Genomic DNA, 17,270 nt, shown 5'->3' on the forward strand with positions numbered 1-17,270 from the left:
TAGCTTCGGCAAAGCCGGGAACCTGGACTGCCGGATGCATTTATGGGACGACCCGCGTATAGGCGGTGTAAATCTGTCCATACTAACGGTATAAACGGACTGTGGAGCTGTGAAAGTACAAAGCAGTTATTTATATCTTAAAATAGTTTGGACGGAGTGTGAATCGAGTGGTTATCAGACGAGGAGATATTTATTACGCAGATTTAAGACCGGTCATCGGCTCAGAGCAGGGCGGCGTCCGCCCGGTGCTGGTCATCCAGAATGATATCGGCAACAAGCACAGCCCGACCGTGATCTGCGCGGCGATCACATCAAAGATGAACAAAGCCAAGCTGCCGACGCATGTGGAATTAAATACGCGCCGCTGTGCGATGGTGAGGGATTCGGTCATTTTACTGGAACAACTCCGCACGATCGATAAGCAGCGGCTGAAAGAGAAAATCTGTCATATCGACGGGGCGCTTTTACAGGAAGTGGACCGTGCGCTGAAGGTCAGTCTGGAACTGGATACATAAAATCAGCCGCGAACCCCTTGTCAAGCATACAGAATGGTGTTAAAATAGTTAAGATGCAGCTTTTTAGTGCCGAAATCGGCGTGATATAAAAGCTGATGAGCGAAAAGATACAACAAAGAAGATAGAAAGAGGAGTGTTATTTTATGTCAGGACATTCAAAGTTCGCCAATATTAAGCACAAAAAAGAGAGAAACGACGCAGCAAAGGGAAAAATCTTTACCGTTATCGGCCGTGAGATTGCCGTAGCTGTTAAGGAAGGTGGTTCGGATCCGGCAAACAACAGCCGTCTGCGTGATGTGATTGCAAAAGCAAAAGCGAACAATATGCCGAACGATACCATCGATCGTGGTATCAAGAAAGCAGCCGGAGATGCAAACTCTGTCAATTACGAGAATCTTACATACGAGGGATATGGTCCGAATGGCGTCGCTATCATCGTAGATACCCTGACCGACAACAAGAACCGTACCGCAGCGAATGTCCGCAGCGCATTTACCAAGGGCGGCGGAAACGTAGGTACTCCGGGCAGCGTGTCCTTCATGTTTGATAAAAAAGGTCAGATCATCATCGACAAAGAAGAGTGCGAGATGGATCCGGATGAGCTGATGATGCTTGCACTGGATGCAGGAGCTGAGGATTTCTCCGAGGAGGAGGACAGCTACGAAGTGATCACCGCACCGGAAGATTTCTCTGCAGTCCGCGAGGCGCTGGAGAAGGCTGGTGTTCCGATGATGGAAGCAGACGTTACCATGATTCCGCAGAACTGGGTAGAGCTTACCGATGAGGAATCCATCAAAAAGATGCAGAGAATTCTGGATCTTCTGGATGAGGATGATGACGTACAGGCTACTTACCATAACTGGGATGAGTAATTGATATCATATTTGATATAGATTTAAAAAAATAAAGATACGATTCATATAAAAACTGTCGCTGAAATACAATGGCGGGCTGGACTTTTCAAAGAAGAGGGCTGGCAGCCGGATGTATTTGGCGGCAGTTTTTGTGTAATAGGAATTTCCTTGGAGACACATTCGTTTTTATTTTGCAAATTTTATGGAAGCGTTAAAGAAAAAAATACCATGTCCGGCAGCAATAAACTTGCCTGAACATGGTATTTACTCGTATTTTATCTACTAGTTGCTTGTATAATGATAGCTGTCTAACAGCTGTGCCTTCATATGCCACAGCTCGTTGGAGAGATCCACATGAATCTCATGCGGGTTTACCAGACGGCGGGACTCATCCCACAGCGTCTCCTGTTCTTTCTTGCAGTATTCGCGGATGTCCATAACCTTTGGAGACTCGTAAACGCATTCGCCGTTTTTGAAGATTGGAACGAGAAGTTCGCGCATAGTGTAGGTGCCCGGCGCGAGGTGTGTCTTTTTCCATGTCTCGATCGGATCGAAGAGCAGAAGGGAATTCTTCTCATCGAACTCTTCATCCACGAGACAGATCAGATCTGCGATAATCTTGCCAGTCTCCTTGTCATAGATTCGCTGGATGGTCTTGTTGCCCGGATTGGTAACCTTTTCTGTATTTTCCGAAAGCTTGATCTTCGGGATAAATTTGCCTGTGTGACGGTCCATGATGGCAGCCAGCTTATAAACGCCGCCGAAGGAAGGACAGTCCTTGGAGGTAATGAGGTTTGTGCCGACACCCCAGGACGTGATGGCAGCGCCCTGAATCTTCAGGCTGTCGATCAGGTATTCATCCAGATCGTTGGAGGCGGAGATGACTGCATCCGGGAATCCGGCGTCATCCAGCATCTTGCGGGCTTTCTTGGAAATATATGCAAGGTCGCCGCTGTCGAGGCGGATGCCGTAGAAAGTCAGCGGGATACCGGCGTCGCGCATCTCCTGGAAGACACGGATCGCGTTCGGAACACCGGAACCCAGGGTATCATAGGTATCGGCTAACAGGATGCAGGCACTCGGATAGAGCTTTGCATAAGCGCGGAACGCAGTCAACTCATCCGGGAAACTCATGATCCAGCTGTGTGCGTGGGTTCCCTTGACCGGAACGTCAAATAGTTTTCCGGCCAGTACATTGGAAGTGCCGATACAGCCGGCGATCATGGCTGCGCGGGCGCCATAGGTACCGGCATCAGCACCCTGCGCGCGGCGAAGCCCAAACTCCATGATTCCGTCCCCGCGTGCGGCGAAGACGATACGGGATGTTTTGGTCGCGATCAGGCTCTGGTGGTTGATGATATTTAAGATGGCAGTCTCAACCAGCTGTGCTTCCATGATTGGCGCGATGACCTTGACGAGAGGCTCGCGCGGGAAGACAACGGTGCCTTCTGGGATTGCGTAAATGTCACCCGAAAATTTGAAATTGTGAAGATATTCGAGGAAATCTTCATCAAAAATGCCGAGTCCGCGTAAGTATTCGATGTCGGCATCATCGAAGTGAAGATTTTTCACATAGTCAATGACCTGCTCTAAGCCGGCGCAGATGGAAAACGCATTTCCATCCGGGTTTGTGCGGTAGAACGCATCAAAAATGACGGTTTCGTTGGCATCTTTCTCCCGGAAATAGCCCTGCATCATCGTCAGTTCATACAGGTCGGTCAATAGGGTAAGGTTTCTTGGCTCCATAATATTCTCCTTTGTTGCGAAAGACGGCTGCGGGCACGCCCTTCTTTTTATATATAGTATACTTCATTGTTTATATTTGCAATGAATGTCTGTGTCTGTTTTTTAAAGTAAATACAGACATATTTTATATACTATACCATAAAATCAGGGGAATGGCAAAATAATGATAATTTTATAACATGTGAATCATATCCGAAACATTCCTTGACAACCATCTGGAAAAAAGATACAATGTCCATGTTAGTGATTTGATTACTAATTACGATAGGAAAAGCAATGATGGAGACAGTAGCGCCGCACGGAAAGCGGGAGCGAGGCAGGGACGGTGAGAGCCTGCTGTGAGTAAAGCGGATGCGAAGATCACTCCGGAGCTTCGGGCTGAACCATTTTTGGAAGTCTGAGCGCCGTTTCTGACAGCGCCCGGAAGGAAAATTCAGTAAGTACCGACGGTTTCCTCCGTTATAGGGAGCGCATATAAAGGTATGCAGTAATAGGTGGTTAAAAGCAAGTGGGCCCTTGTCCTGTTACAGGATGGGTCCATTTTTATTTCATATTTTTAGGAGGAATTTATCATGTACAACAAAGTTCCGGCAAACATGAATTTCGTGGAACGTGAAAAGAACATTGAGAAGTTCTGGGAAGATGAGCAGATTTTTAAGAAGAGTATCGACAGCCGTAAGCAGGGACCGACCTATACATTCTATGACGGACCGCCTACCGCAAACGGCAAGCCGCACATCGGACACGTGCTGACCCGTGTTATCAAGGATATGATTCCGAGATACCGCGCGATGAAGGGCTACATGGTTCCGAGAAAGGCTGGATGGGATACCCACGGTCTTCCGGTTGAGCTGGAAGTAGAGAAGATGCTGGGACTGGACGGCAAGGAGCAGATTGAGCAGTATGGTCTGGAACCGTTCATCGAGCACTGTAAAGAGAGTGTCTGGAAATACAAAGGAATGTGGGAAAAATTCTCCAACACCGTTGGTTTCTGGGCAGACATGGAGCATCCGTATGTTACCTACCACAACAGCTTCATTGAGTCTGAGTGGTGGGCATTAAAAGAAATCTGGAACAAGGGACTTCTTTATAAGGGCTTCAAGATCGTACCGTACTGCCCGCGCTGCGGCACCCCGCTGTCCAGCCATGAGGTGGCACAGGGATATAAGGACGTCAAAGAACGTTCTGCGATTGCTAAATTCCCGGTAAAGGGCGAAGATGCATACATTCTTGCATGGACGACCACCCCGTGGACACTTCCGTCCAACGTGGCGCTCTGTGTAAATCCGGACGAGACATATGTAAAGGTAAAAATGAAAGAGGATGGCACGGTTTATTATATGGCGCAGGCGCTGTGTGATACCGTTCTGGGCGAGGGCACTTACGACGTCCTGGAAACCTTTGTCGGAAAAGATCTGGAATATAAAGAGTATGAGCCATTATTTGACTATGCCGTAGCAACCTGTGAAAAACAGCATAAGAAAGCATTCTACATTGTCTGCGATAATTATGTAACACTGACCGATGGTACCGGTGTCGTACACATCGCGCCGGCATTTGGTGAGGATGACTCTAAGGTCGGCAGAAAATATGACCTTCCGTTCGTACAGTTGGTAGACGGCAAGGGCGAGATGACGAAGGAGACTCCGTGGGCTGGTATGTTCTGCAAGAAAGCCGATCCGGAGGTTCTGAAAGCATTAAGAGAAAGCGGACTTCTGTTCTCTGCACCGGTATTTGAGCATAGCTACCCGCACTGCTGGCGCTGCGATACACCACTTATCTACTATGCACGTGAATCCTGGTTCATCAAGATGACCGCAGTCAAGGATGACCTGATCCGCAACAACAATACGATCAACTGGATTCCGGAGAGCATTGGTAAAGGGCGTTTCGGCGACTGGCTTGAAAATGTCCAGGACTGGGGCGTGAGCCGTAACCGTTACTGGGGTACTCCATTAAATATCTGGGAATGCGAGTGCGGCTGCCAGCACGCGATCGGAAGCCAGGCAGAATTAAAATCCATGAGTCCGAACTACACGGACGTTGTGAAAAAATATGCAAAAGAGATGGATCAGGAGGCAAATGGAGAGGTTGAGCTTCACCGCCCATTCATTGATGATGTGACGATCACCTGCCCGAAGTGCGGCAAACAGATGCACCGTGTACCGGAGGTTATCGACTGCTGGTTTGATTCCGGTTCCATGCCATTTGCACAGCATCATTATCCATTTGAAAATAAAGAACTGTTTGAGCAGCAGTTCCCGGCAGATTTCATCTCCGAGGCGGTTGATCAGACGCGTGGATGGTTCTACTCCCTGTTAGCTATCTCGACCCTGATCTTTAATAAGGCACCGTACAAGAATGTTATCGTTCTGGGTCATGTCCAGGATGAGAACGGACAGAAGATGAGTAAGTCCAAGGGCAACGCAGTTGACCCGTTCGATGCACTGCAGACTTACGGCGCTGACGCGATCCGCTGGTATTTCTACATTAACAGTGCACCGTGGCTGCCGAACCGTTTCCACGGAAAAGCTGTTATTGAGGGACAGAGACGTTTCATGGGTACATTCTGGAATACCTATGCATTCTTTGTACTCTATGCGAATATTGATAATTTTGACGCAACCAAATATACGCTGGAATATGATAAACTTCCAGTTATGGACAAATGGCTGCTGTCCAAGTTAAACAGCCTCATCAAAGAGGTGGACGACGATCTGGGCAACTACCGCATCCCGGAGGCTGCAAGAGCGCTTCAGGATTTCGTCGATGATATGAGTAACTGGTATGTCAGAAGAAGCCGTGAGCGTTTCTGGGCGAAGGGCATGGAGCAGGATAAGATCAATGCATACATGACACTCTACACTGCACTGGTAACCGTAGCGAAGGTAGCGGCTCCGATGATTCCGTTCATGACCGAAGATATTTACCAGAATCTGGTTCGCAGTCTGGATAAAGAGGCACCGGAGAGCATCCATCTGTGCGACTTCCCGGTTGCAAATGAGGCGCACATCGACAAGGATCTGGAAGCGAAAATGGAAGAAGTCCTGAAGGTTGTCGTTCTGGGTCGTGCAGCAAGAAATACTGCTAACATCAAGAACCGTCAGCCGATCGGACGTATGTTCGTGAAGGCAGAGACCGCTCTGCCGGAGTTCTATCAGGAAATCATCCAGGATGAGCTGAATGTGAAGAAGGTAGAGTTCACGGATGATGTCCGTGCATTTACCTCCTACAGCTTCAAGCCACAGCTTCGTACCGTTGGACGCAAGTATGGCAAGTATGTAAACGAGATCAAAGAGATTCTTGCAGGTCTGGACGGAAATCAGGCGATGGATACCTTAAATGAAACCGACCTTTTAAGCTTTGAGACGCAGGACGGTACAAAGGTAGAGCTGGCAAAAGAAGATCTTCTGATTGATATGGCACAGGTACCGGGCTTTGTATCTGAGGGCGACAATTTCGTTACCGTTGTTCTGGACACCAATCTGACACCGGAACTCATCGAAGAGGGCTTTGTCCGCGAGATCATCAGTAAGATTCAGACGATGCGTAAGGAAGCCGGTTTTGAGGTAATGAACCATATCAACGTCTTCCAGGACGGAAATGATAAACTTGCAGAAATTTTAAAGAAGCATACAGAGGAAATCAAGAAAGAGGTTCTGGCTGATAATATCCTGATTGGCACCATGAGCGGATACACAAAAGAGTGGGATATCAATGGCGAAAAAGGTATGTTTGGTGTTGAAAAAACGACTGACTGATGTGCTTGACGGGAAACTGTGATACTACGAATATTAGGAGGACAGGATGCGCGAGATCAGCAAAGAAGAGTTTAAAAAGAGTATTATCGAAAATGTAAAGAACCAGTACCGCAGAACGATCGACGAGGCGACACCGCAGCAGATATTCCAGGCTGTGTCCTATGCGATCAAGGATGTGATTATCGACGACTGGATTGCAACCCAGAAGCAGTTTGACGAGACAGGCGCAAAGAAGGTATATTACCTTTCTATGGAGTTTCTGATGGGACGTGCGCTTGGTAACAATATCATCAACCTGGGTGCGAAAAAAGCAGTGAAGGAAGCACTGGAAGAGCTGGGTTTTGACCTCAATGCGATTGAGGATCAGGAGCCGGATCCGGCACTTGGAAACGGCGGTCTGGGGCGTCTGGCAGCATGTTTTCTGGATTCCCTGGCAACGCTTGGTTATCCGGCTTACGGCTGCGGCATCCGTTACCATTACGGTATGTTCAAGCAGAAAATTAAAGACGGCTACCAGGTGGAGGTGCCGGATGAGTGGCTGAAAAACGGTTATCCGTTCGAGCTTCGCCGCCCGGAGTATGCGATCGAGGTTAAATTTGGCGGTTATGTCAAGACCGAGTGGGACGGTGAGCGCAACCATTTTGTACAAGAAGGTTATCAGTCTGTTCTGGCAGTTCCGTATGATATGCCGATTGTCGGCTACGGCAACAACGTAGTCAACACCCTGCGTATCTGGGATGCACAGCCGATCGACACGTTCAGCCTTTCTGCATTTGACAAGGGTGATTACCAGAAGGCGGTCGAGCAGGAGAATCTGGCGAAGAACCTGGTTGAGGTCCTTTATCCGAACGACAACCACTATGCGGGTAAAGAGCTGCGTCTTAAACAGCAGTATTTCTTCATTTCTGCCAGCTTACAGGTTGCTCTGAAGAAATTCAAAGAGACAAACGATGATATTCACAAACTGCCGGAGAAGATCGTATTCCAGATGAACGATACGCATCCGACCGTGGCAGTTGCTGAGCTGATGCGCCTGCTCCTGGATCAGGAAGGCTTAAACTGGGATGAGGCGTGGGGTATCACAACAAAATGTTGTGCATACACCAACCACACTATCATGGCAGAGGCGCTGGAAAAATGGCCGATCGAGCTGTTCTCCCGCCTGCTTCCGCGTGTATACCAGATTGTGGAAGAGATCAACCGCCGTTTTCTGATCGAGGTACAGAATAAGTACTCGAATAACTACGAGAAAGTTAAAAAGATGGCGATCATCTTTGACGGTCAGGTCAAGATGGCGCATCTGGCGATCGTAGCCGGATATTCCGTCAACGGTGTGGCAAAACTTCACACCGAGATTCTGAAAAATCAGGAGCTGAAAGATTTCTACGAGATGATGCCGGAGAAATTTAACAATAAGACAAACGGTATCACCCAGCGTCGTTTCCTGCTGCATGGCAATCCGCTTCTGGCAGACTGGATCACGGAGCAGATTGGCGACGAGTGGATTACCGATCTTCCGCACCTGGCAAAATTAAAAGTATACGTCGATGATCCGAAATTCCAGCAGGAATTTATGAACATCAAGTACCAGAATAAACTGCGCCTGGCAAAATACATCAAGGAGCACAACGGCATCGACATTGATCCGCGTTCCATTTTCGATGTACAGGTAAAACGTCTCCATGAGTACAAGAGACAGCTTTTAAATATCCTTCATGTAATGTACCTGTATAACCAGCTCAAAGACAATCCAAACATGGATATGGTTCCGAGAACCTTTATCTTTGGTGCGAAAGCAGCGGCAGGTTACCAGATTGCCAAGAAGACGATCAAACTGATTAACTCCGTAGCAGATGTTATCAACAATGATAAATCCATCAATGGTAAGCTGAAAGTTGTGTTTATCGAAGATTACCGCGTTTCCAACGCAGAATTGATTTTTGCGGCAGCGGATGTCAGCGAGCAGATTTCCACCGCCAGCAAGGAGGCGTCCGGTACCGGCAACATGAAGTTCATGCTGAACGGTGCGCTGACGCTGGGCACGATGGATGGTGCGAACGTGGAGATCGTCGAGGAGGTAGGCAAGGAGAACGCATTTATCTTCGGTCTGAGCGCTGACGAGGTTATCAATTATGAGAACAACGGCGGTTACAACCCGGAGGAGATCTTCAACACCGACCAGGATATCCGCCGCGTGCTGATGCAGCTCATCAACGGCTACTATTCACCGCAGGATCCGGAGCTGTTCCGCGATATTTACAATTCCCTGTTAAATACAAAGAACAGTGCCAAGGCAGATACCTACTTCATCCTGAAAGATTTCCGTTCCTATGCGGAAGCACAGAAACGCGTCGAGGCAGCTTATCGTGACGAGAACTGGTGGGCGAGAGCAGCCATGCTCAACACAGCAAGCGCTGGTAAATTCTCCTCTGACCGTACCATCGAGGAGTATGTGCGCGACATCTGGCATCTGGAGAAGATCCATGTGGACGATGATGATGTAAAGGCACTGTAAAAGGAGTAAAAAGAGGGAGGACACACTATGAGAGGATACAGAAAAAGACCGGGGACACAAGGATTTTCGGTTCCTCTTGTGGGTGCTTCCCTCTTTTTTATCATTTCGCTGTTTTTGTTTGCTTCTTATAAAAACAGCGCCTATCAGCAGGCGAAAAAGGAAATCTATTCGCTTTATACGGCGAACCGGGCGTTTGATCTGGATGAGGTGTATCAGGACGGTCTGACGGCGATCTATGCGAAAGAGTATGGAAAGACGGCAACCGAGGCTGGATGCGAGGCGCTGGAGCAGACGGGGCTTCCGTATGTCCTTTTATTATCGCAGTTTTCCGCTCCGGTGGAACGCGTGTATGTGACGAGCTGCCAGCTGAGCGAGACGGGGCGGGAGAAGAAGGCGCGGACGTATGACTACACGGTTTCGGTGCGTTTCTGCCTGGAAAAAGGTAATGAGGTGCTGGCACCGGAGAAGACGATGGACTTTCATGGAACTGTGGTGATGAAGAAAAAGGGATGGTTCCGCTGGCTGCTGGATGGTGTGACGCTGGGGGAGTAAAAGAATGATAGAGGGGAAACTGGAAGAGACTGCAAAGGGCGGCGGAGGAGAAGCCGGAGCGTAGACTTGTGATATTTTTTGAGTGCCTGTCATAAGATAAGGAAGGCAGAGAAAAGAAGCAGGTTTGTAAGGCATTGAAACCATAAGTTTACTGGTATGGCAAAACAGAAAATGCGTGAAACCGTACTGGAACAGTCAAAACAGGAGAACCGAAATGAAGAAGAGAACTGCCGCCGTACTGGCGGCTTTTTTGATCCCATATATCACAACACTGGCAGTTTCCGGGCGTGTGCAGGGGGCGGATGGAGGAAAAATCGGAGAAAATTCAGATAGAACATCTGGATGGGGAAGTCAGACGGATGATCGGCAGATCCTTCTGGATCGGGAGGATGGCGACCGCAACAACGGAACCGGGTATGCTGTCCCACTGGAAGAATATCTGATCGGTCTGACTGCAGTGCAGATTCCGGACGGCTATCCGAAGGAGGCGGTCAAGGCGCAGGCAATTCTGGCGCGGACGGCGCTGTACCGGGAGATGGACGGGGCAGATTCGATCGAGGAATCGGCGTTAGATATGGATTATCTGGAGCCGGAGCAGATCGAGAGCCGGTTTGAGGCGGCTGGAATGCCGGAATATTACCAGACGATCTGTGGGGCGGTGCGGGAGAGCGCAGGACAGACGGCGATCTGGGCTGGGGATTATATTGAGCCGCTGTTTCATGCAGTGAGCGCGGGGCGGACGCGCGAAGGGGATGAGGCGCATCCGTATCTGGCGTCGGTTGCGGCAAAGGAGGATGAGGGCGCTGGCGGCTACCTGACGCGGCAGGGCATGACACGGGAAGAACTGAAAAAACGTCTGGAAGAAGGACTGAATGCATTGGGAGAACACCCGGATCTGGAAAATCTGGAAGAAGATCGGATTCTGGAGGAGATTCAGATCGTGAAACGGGACAGCGCCGGTTATGTGGAAACAGTGCAGATTGGGGCGGAGACGTACAGCGGGGACGCGGTGCGCTATGCGTTAGGCGTGCCGTCGCCAGCTTTTTCCCTCGAGGAAGACGGGGACGAAATCCGCTGTGTTACTTATGGGCGCGGGCATGGTTACGGGTTGTCGCAGTACGGGGCGGGACTCATGGCGGAGAATGGGAGTAGCGCGGAAGAAATTTTAAAGCATTATTTTAAAAATATTCAAATCGTTTCTGAATAAAACGATTCACTTCGGCAAGACTAATACCGAGGTGATAAACGTGAAAAATAAAGTAAGACAGTTATTCAGGGACAAACTTGTTCTGGTAATGACAGTGCTTGGTCTGCTGACAATCGTAGCCGCAGCAGGAACCGTAAAAATTCGAAAAGATAATGCGCAGGATGGAAGAAATCCGTATCTGGATGTGCCGCAGACGGAGGGAATCCTGGCGGAAGAGATGCCGCAGAACCGTTTAGAAGAAAACGACGGACAGGCGGAAACACGCGCACAGGTGGCAGGAAGTTCGGATGCCTCGTATTCGGTCAATAACCGGGATGAAGCCGATCAGAAGCCGATGGAGGAGGAAAAAGAGAGCAGTCTGGGAGCCGGAGCAGCTGCCGCACCCGCACTTTCCTACAATGGAACCGATCGCTTAAGCTGGCCGGTCCAGGGCAATGTGATTCTCGATTACAGCATGGATTCGACCGTCTATTTTCCGACGCTCGATCAATACAAATGCAATCCGGCGCTCATTATCCAGGGCGATGTGAGTGAGCCGGTCGCCGCACCCGCCGAGGCGCAGGTAACCGAAGTCGGTTCCAATGAGGAGATCGGCAATTATGTTGTGCTGGATCTGGGAAGCGGCTACACGGCGGTCTGTGGACAGCTCAAAGACGTTCAGGTGGCGCAGAAGCAGTATGTGGCAAAAGATACGATACTCGGATATGTGGCAGAGCCGACCAAATACTATTCGATTGAGGGAAATAACGTATATTTCGAGCTGATGCACGACGGAGAACCGGTGGATGCGCTGGATTATCTGGAATGACAGGCTGAAATGCTGTTTATGATGCGCCTTGCAGTCTGGTTCTGGCTGTGGCAGAAATTGGAAATGAAGGGATAAGTTTGTGTTTTGTGACAGGTGGTTTTGAAACAGAAAGCTGCTGTATGAAAACATGAAGACAGGGAATTTTGTTGACTTGATACTGTTTACGGGTAGGCACTTTTGGAACCGAAAGTGCCGTAAGAAAACGTGGTGGCAGCAGGAATTTGCCGTATTTGAATGCGAAGCCACGGCAAATTCCGTTACTGGGCACGCATGCGTGAACAGTAACTTGATTTGAAGCAAGGCGGGCAGCTAATTTGCTCTGCCTTGTTTTTCTGCCAATATTTGATATACTATAGGTAAAGTACGAATATTTTCAAAGATCAAAGGCTGTCAATGTAGGTTATAAATAAAAGTTACTATAAATTGAACGATTTAATAAGGAGGACAAAGATGGAACAGGAATTGTTGAAGAATAATTTTGAACGTCACGGATTTAAAACGAGTTTCTTTGATACAAAGGAGGCTGCGTTGGACTATCTGAAAGATCAGATTTCCGGGAAAAAAGTTGCGATAGGCGGAAGCGTGACGGCACAGGAGATGGGACTTTATGAAGCACTTTCCGAGAAAAATGAGGTGATCTGGCACTGGAAAAAGGCAGGGCGCGAGACGCTTATGGAAGCGAGAAGTGCCGAGGTGTACATAACCAGCGCCAATGGTGTTTCCAAAACCGGAGAACTGGTCAATATCGATGGAACCGGAAACCGCGTGTCGCAGACCTTATTCGGACCGGAAAAAGTATATTTTGTCATTGGAAACAATAAAGTCTGTCCGGATTTGACATCTGCGATGGAACGTGCAAAACAGATCGCAGCACCGAAGAACGCAGCCCGTCTGCAGGTCCAGACCCCGTGTGCGAAAACGGGCGTTTGCGTAGACTGCAACAGCCCGGCACGGATTTGCCATTCGATCGTGATCCTGGAGCGTCCGAGCAATGGGATGGAAGTAGAGGTTGTGTTTGTGGATGAGGAGATGGGTTATTAGGAGCGGAATATAGTTACTGGTCACGGGTATGAACAGTACCGATTATAGAAAAATTTGATGGAAAAATAAGGATTTCTTTATATCTTTTTTGGACGGATTTGGTATAATCAAGAAGAACGAAGGCAGATTTGAACGAAAATATACAAAATCTACAGATACGTATGGGGGACGTATGGGGAAAGATGAAAGGAGAACAGGTAAACCATGAATATATTATTTTTTCTGACACCGAAAAGCGAAGTCATTTATGTGAATGAGGAGGACACGGTTGGGCAGGCAATGGATACGATGGAAAAGTACAAGTATTCTGCGGTGCCGATCATCACGAAGGCAGGGCGTTACGCAGGAACATTAACCGAGGGCGACTTGCTGTGGGGACTCAAAAATAAGACAGATCTGGTGCAGAAAGGACTAGAAAAAGTGCGGATCACTGAGATTCCACGCCGTTCGGATAATCAGCCGGTACTTGTCAATGCGGATATGGAAGATCTTCTGGGAAAGATCATGAACCAGAATTTCGTGCCGGTGCTGGATGATCAGAAAAATTTTATCGGTATTATTACCAGAAAAGATGTTATCAGTTACCTTTGTAAAAAATAGTACATAATGATCGCTCTGTTTTTCAGCGGCGATCGCATTTATATATTTCCTGCATAAGATAAAGTATAACTGCTTTTGTAGGAGAATGAAATATGAATGGTTATCAGGATAACTCCAGCCGGAAAAATGCCTGCCGTTCGGGAATGCCTCTTATGTCATGCCCGGTGGCAGGCATTTCTGGCAATCGTTGCATAAATACCGCACCGCCAACCTGTCCGCCGGAAATACCTTGTGCTGGTTCGGTGCATCTTGTTTCGGAAAATGGGGCATTTTGCCCGCAGGGTCCAGAAATCCGACCTGCCCGCCCGTATCCGCAGACAGGAGGGAACAGGCCGCCGCAGACATTTCTGGGAGGCGGAAATTATCCGGTCGGCATGGGATATGTACCGATTCAGTCCTGGCAGCAGCCGTATGCGCTGGAAACCGCATTCAGGCGGGGAACTATTTTTCCGGATCTGGATCTGCCGTTTATGATGGGAGGTGCCTGCTGATGAATGAGACTGCCAGAAAATTGATGAAACGGATTGATGATGCCAGCTTTGCAATGGATGATGTGATTCTCTATCTGGACACCCACCCGGATGACAGGAATGCGCTGAATTATTACCGGTATGTGGTGGCACTTCGGAAAGAAGCTGTTAAAGCGTATGAGGCATCGTTTGGACCGCTCACGATCGAGGATGCGGACGATGCATGCACATGGTCCTGGCTTACAGAGCGCTGGCCGTGGGAAGGGGAGGTGTAGCGTATGTGGAGATATGAAAAAAGATTACAATATCCAGTCAATATCAAGACGCCGAATCCGAAGATCGCGCAATATGTAATGAGCCAGTATGGCGGTCCTGACGGCGAAATCGGAGCCTCTATGCGCTACCTGTCCCAGCGGTATACGATGCCTTATAAGATGCAGAAAGGACTTCTGACCGACATCGGAACCGAGGAACTCGCCCATATGGAGATGATTGCCGCCATTGTCCAGCAGCTCACGCGCAACCTTACTCCGGCACAGATCGAGTCATCCGGGTTCGGACCATACTATATCGACCACACCACGGCAATCTGGCCGCAGGCAGCAGGCGGAATCCCGTTCAATGCGTGCGAGTTCCAGTCGAAGGGCGATGCGATCACGGATTTATATGAGGATATGGCAGCAGAGCAGAAAGCCCGCACAACTTACGACAATATTCTCCGCGTGGTCAAAGATCCGGAAGTATGCGATCCGATCCGTTTTCTGCGCGAGCGGGAGATTGTACATTTTCAGCGGTTTGGTGAAGCTTTAAGAAATGTACAGGATCACCTGAGCAGTCGTAATTTCTATACGTTTAACCCAGAGTTTGATAAAGTGAAAGCGAAGGGATAAAACAAAAACCTCCGTAAACAATGTCAAATTCATTCTTTACGGAGGTTTTCAAACCAGCACCGAGTGAGGATAAATCCGAACCCTCAACCTCCGCCAGTGTGATGGCCTTAGAACTGTTCTTACAGTTAAAAGTAAGGAATTATCTTGTCCTCATAAAGATACACCGCATTTACAAAACTGTCAATCAGTCTTTGCCGCTGTTCCCGCTTTGTCACATCAAATTTACGGAAGCGGTAAATGAAAAATGCTATCTGTTCTCTTGTAAGCAGGGGCTTGTGCATTTCCTCCTGCAAAATGCTGACTTCAAGCTGCCTTTTGGTTTCCTCCAACTCGTCCAGTCTTTGCTTGGTGGACGGAGTAAAAATCCCTGCTTGAATGGAGTTGAGAATATTGTTAATACCTTTTTCCGTTTCTGCAAGCTACTTTTTCAAAAGAGGCAGATCGGTGCTTTCTTTCTTCTGCAACTCCATCAGCGTATCAATCAGTCGTTCCATGACTTCATCATTCATAATTGCTTTCATACAGTAATTGAGCGTACATATAAATTAGAGGAGACCGAGGCAGTGATGCAGAAACAGATCCGGGTGGCAAACCATCGGATCGCAGATTTGGAAAAGCAGATGGAGGGATAAGGTATGCAGATTAAAGATTATGTAAAGCCGGAATTACTTGTGGTAGCAGTAGTGCTGTACTTTATTGGGATGTGGCTGAAGCAGAGTGAGACAGTGAAAGACAAATACATCCCACTCATTAATGGGCTGATTGGCGTTGCGATTTGTGCCATCTATGTGTTCGCCACCTGTGCCTGCGGCAGTGGTCAGGATATCGCGCTGGCAGTTTTCACGGCACTTACACAGGGCGTCCTTGTGGCGGGATTGTCTACGTATGTAAACCAGATTTTTAAGCAGTCAGGAAAAGAAGAGTAGAAGGAGGCGATCCGACTATCTCCCGCGGCAGTTCGGGGCATGGCTGCCGTTGCGGCATCGCAACAATAGGGAAAATCGACGAAATCCGATAGAGTGAAAGAAATTTATATGCTATAATGTCAGAGTTACCGCCTCCGAAACTGGTGACAGGAAGGAGGTGCCTGCGGTGGAAATACTATTATCTCTTATTGTTTCCGTCGTGGCGGGTGTGATTAGCCATTTCATCTGCAAATGGTTAGACGGTCACAAATAGTCGGTAACTAGCCTGCGGGTTTAAGCCTTCCCGTCGTGAAATTAGGAATAAAAACCCCCAAGGAGTCGCGATCCTTGGGGGTTTTGTCGTTGCCTGTGATGGACAACTACTATCTCTTAGCCTATCGGCATTATAGCATATGCGAAAATTCTTTGCAAGATACCCCCGGAAAACAAAATGTCATATTTTTCATATCATAAAGAAAAGAGGACAAATCTATGAGAGATATCACATTATGCCATCCGCGTCTCCAGGCGCTGACTGCGCAGCTCGTTGATAAGTGTGTCGGTGCAGGTTTGCCGATTAAAATCGGGGAATCTTTCCGGAGCGTCGCCGAACAGGACGCTTTGTATGCACAAGGGCGGACTCGGCCGGGCAGTATTGTCACGAATGCTAGGGGCAGCAGCTATAGCAGCCAGCACCAATGGGGCATTGCAGCGGATTTCTACCGGGCAGATGGAAAAGGCGCCTATAATGAGTCTGGAGATTATTTTAAGAAAGTCGGAGAGCTTGCCAAAAATCTGGGGCTTGGATGGGGCGGCGATTGGAAAAGCATCGTAGACAAGCCACACGTATATTTGCCGGATTGGGGCAGCGGTACTGGGATTTTGAAACAGAAATATGGGACATTTGAGGCGTTTAAAAAGACCTGGGCGGCGGAGAACAGCACGGTACCAGAACAGTCAAAAACGGTGATCACCGATCTTAAAGAAATTAAGAGCGGCATACGCGGGTTGAGAGTCACTGCGTCCTCACTTATCATACGAACAACTCCAAAAGGTACAGACACAGGCAAGCGCTACACCAAGGATCAGCGTGTGCAGCCAATTAATAAATGCTTTGCCGACGGCGATCCGTGGATCCAGACTGCGGACGGCTGGGTGTCTGGCAAGTATCTTACTGGCTGGGTGTGCCAGGACGGGCGCTGGTGGTATCTGCTGAGTGGGTACACCTACCGGCACGATGCAGTCTGCCAGATTGACGGACAGGCGTATGCGTTTGATTCGGATGGCTGGATGATTACCGCAGATCGGATAGCAGAGGACGGACACATACGATAAAATATGATGAAAAACACAATATAAGCGCATAATAAGGGGCTGTCATTCCTTGAAAATAAAGGAAAAACAGC

General features: G+C 48.6%; 16 protein-coding genes. 15 read left to right on the forward strand and 1 reads right to left on the reverse strand.

Going from position 1 to position 17,270, the window contains the following annotated elements; translation table 11 throughout:
- Window positions 1-167 precede the first annotated feature (167 nt).
- Together DW931_RS00595 and DW931_RS00600 are read left to right on the forward strand one after the other, a co-directional pair.
- Complete coding sequence (locus DW931_RS00595) at window positions 168-515, forward strand: type II toxin-antitoxin system PemK/MazF family toxin (protein ID WP_022360133.1); 348 nt, start codon at window positions 168-170, stop codon at window positions 513-515.
- A gap of 143 nt (window positions 516-658) precedes the next feature.
- Window positions 659-1,387 carry a YebC/PmpR family DNA-binding transcriptional regulator gene (locus tag DW931_RS00600; protein ID WP_022360132.1) on the forward strand — a complete coding sequence of 243 codons (729 nt, stop codon included), beginning with the start codon at window positions 659-661 and terminating at the stop codon, window positions 1,385-1,387.
- Between the two features lie 264 nt (window positions 1,388-1,651).
- Here the strand turns inward: DW931_RS00600 and DW931_RS00605 are convergent, their stop codons facing one another.
- Window positions 1,652-3,115, reverse strand: coding sequence for a nicotinate phosphoribosyltransferase (locus DW931_RS00605; RefSeq protein ID WP_106999701.1), 1,464 nt, complete (start codon window positions 3,113-3,115; stop codon window positions 1,652-1,654).
- A 572-nt stretch (window positions 3,116-3,687) separates the two neighbouring features.
- Here DW931_RS00605 and ileS point away from each other — a divergent pair.
- The 13 genes from ileS to DW931_RS00670 all read left to right on the forward strand — a co-directional run bounded on the left by ileS (window position 3,688) and on the right by DW931_RS00670 (window position 17,199).
- Entirely contained in the window at window positions 3,688-6,876 is a 3,189-nt protein-coding gene (gene ileS / locus DW931_RS00610; RefSeq protein ID WP_118467509.1) for an isoleucine--tRNA ligase, read from the forward strand.
- A 46-nt stretch (window positions 6,877-6,922) separates the two neighbouring features.
- Window positions 6,923-9,391 (forward strand): glycogen/starch/alpha-glucan phosphorylase, encoded by a 2,469-nt coding sequence (locus tag DW931_RS00615; protein WP_118467511.1) that lies wholly within the window; start codon window positions 6,923-6,925, stop codon window positions 9,389-9,391.
- Between the two features lie 27 nt (window positions 9,392-9,418).
- On the forward strand, window positions 9,419-9,943 hold the full coding sequence (locus tag DW931_RS00620; RefSeq protein WP_118467513.1) for a hypothetical protein: 525 nt from the start codon (window positions 9,419-9,421) through the stop codon (window positions 9,941-9,943).
- Window positions 9,944-10,157: 214 nt separating this feature from the next.
- Entirely contained in the window at window positions 10,158-11,150 is a 993-nt protein-coding gene (locus DW931_RS00625) for a SpoIID/LytB domain-containing protein (protein ID WP_118467515.1), read from the forward strand.
- A gap of 40 nt (window positions 11,151-11,190) precedes the next feature.
- A complete protein-coding gene (locus DW931_RS00630; protein WP_118467517.1) occupies window positions 11,191-11,958 on the forward strand; it encodes a M23 family metallopeptidase in 768 nt (255 codons plus the stop codon).
- Between the two features lie 450 nt (window positions 11,959-12,408).
- Window positions 12,409-12,999 (forward strand): lactate utilization protein, encoded by a 591-nt coding sequence (locus DW931_RS00635; protein ID WP_118467519.1) that lies wholly within the window; start codon window positions 12,409-12,411, stop codon window positions 12,997-12,999.
- Window positions 13,000-13,203: 204 nt separating this feature from the next.
- Window positions 13,204-13,599 carry a CBS domain-containing protein gene (locus DW931_RS00640; protein WP_022360124.1) on the forward strand — a complete coding sequence of 132 codons (396 nt, stop codon included), beginning with the start codon at window positions 13,204-13,206 and terminating at the stop codon, window positions 13,597-13,599.
- Window positions 13,600-13,691: 92 nt separating this feature from the next.
- Window positions 13,692-14,090, forward strand: coding sequence for a spore coat associated protein CotJA (locus tag DW931_RS00645; protein ID WP_233430131.1), 399 nt, complete (start codon window positions 13,692-13,694; stop codon window positions 14,088-14,090).
- Window positions 14,090-14,344, forward strand: coding sequence for a spore coat protein CotJB (locus tag DW931_RS00650; protein WP_022360123.1), 255 nt, complete (start codon window positions 14,090-14,092; stop codon window positions 14,342-14,344). Before DW931_RS00645 ends, DW931_RS00650 begins: the two co-directional genes overlap by 1 nt.
- Window positions 14,345-14,347: 3 nt before the next feature.
- Complete coding sequence (locus DW931_RS00655) at window positions 14,348-14,959, forward strand: manganese catalase family protein (RefSeq protein WP_118293749.1); 612 nt, start codon at window positions 14,348-14,350, stop codon at window positions 14,957-14,959.
- Between the two features lie 20 nt (window positions 14,960-14,979).
- On the forward strand, window positions 14,980-15,591 hold the full coding sequence (locus tag DW931_RS16025; RefSeq protein ID WP_207664437.1) for a hypothetical protein: 612 nt from the start codon (window positions 14,980-14,982) through the stop codon (window positions 15,589-15,591).
- Between the two features lie 3 nt (window positions 15,592-15,594).
- Window positions 15,595-15,885: a phage holin family protein gene (locus tag DW931_RS00665; RefSeq protein WP_022359091.1), complete on the forward strand. Its 291-nt coding sequence runs from the start codon at window positions 15,595-15,597 to the stop codon at window positions 15,883-15,885.
- A 471-nt stretch (window positions 15,886-16,356) separates the two neighbouring features.
- Entirely contained in the window at window positions 16,357-17,199 is an 843-nt protein-coding gene (locus DW931_RS00670) for a M15 family metallopeptidase (protein WP_118467521.1), read from the forward strand.
- Window positions 17,200-17,270: the final 71 nt, after the last annotated feature.

It is taken from the genome of Clostridium sp. AM43-3BH, assembly GCF_003479985.1.
GTDB lineage: Bacteria > Bacillota > Clostridia > Lachnospirales > Lachnospiraceae > Otoolea > Otoolea fessa.

Bases quoted from the DNA above. Each gene is read 5' to 3' on its own strand.
- DW931_RS00600 (WP_022360132.1), top strand. From the start codon at position 659: ATGTCAGGACATTCAAAGTTCGCCAATATTAAGCACAAAAAAGAGAGA.
- DW931_RS00605 (WP_106999701.1), bottom strand. From the start codon at position 3,115: ATGGAGCCAAGAAACCTTACCCTATTGACCGACCTGTATGAACTGACG.
- ileS (WP_118467509.1), top strand. From the start codon at position 3,688: ATGTACAACAAAGTTCCGGCAAACATGAATTTCGTGGAACGTGAAAAG.
- DW931_RS00615 (WP_118467511.1), top strand. From the start codon at position 6,923: ATGCGCGAGATCAGCAAAGAAGAGTTTAAAAAGAGTATTATCGAAAAT.
- DW931_RS00620 (WP_118467513.1), top strand. From the start codon at position 9,419: ATGAGAGGATACAGAAAAAGACCGGGGACACAAGGATTTTCGGTTCCT.
- DW931_RS00625 (WP_118467515.1), top strand. From the start codon at position 10,158: ATGAAGAAGAGAACTGCCGCCGTACTGGCGGCTTTTTTGATCCCATAT.
- DW931_RS00635 (WP_118467519.1), top strand. From the start codon at position 12,409: ATGGAACAGGAATTGTTGAAGAATAATTTTGAACGTCACGGATTTAAA.
- DW931_RS00640 (WP_022360124.1), top strand. From the start codon at position 13,204: ATGAATATATTATTTTTTCTGACACCGAAAAGCGAAGTCATTTATGTG.
- DW931_RS00645 (WP_233430131.1), top strand. From the start codon at position 13,692: ATGAATGGTTATCAGGATAACTCCAGCCGGAAAAATGCCTGCCGTTCG.
- DW931_RS00650 (WP_022360123.1), top strand. From the start codon at position 14,090: ATGAATGAGACTGCCAGAAAATTGATGAAACGGATTGATGATGCCAGC.
- DW931_RS00655 (WP_118293749.1), top strand. From the start codon at position 14,348: ATGTGGAGATATGAAAAAAGATTACAATATCCAGTCAATATCAAGACG.
- DW931_RS16025 (WP_207664437.1), top strand. From the start codon at position 14,980: ATGTCAAATTCATTCTTTACGGAGGTTTTCAAACCAGCACCGAGTGAG.
- DW931_RS00665 (WP_022359091.1), top strand. From the start codon at position 15,595: ATGCAGATTAAAGATTATGTAAAGCCGGAATTACTTGTGGTAGCAGTA.
- DW931_RS00670 (WP_118467521.1), top strand. From the start codon at position 16,357: ATGAGAGATATCACATTATGCCATCCGCGTCTCCAGGCGCTGACTGCG.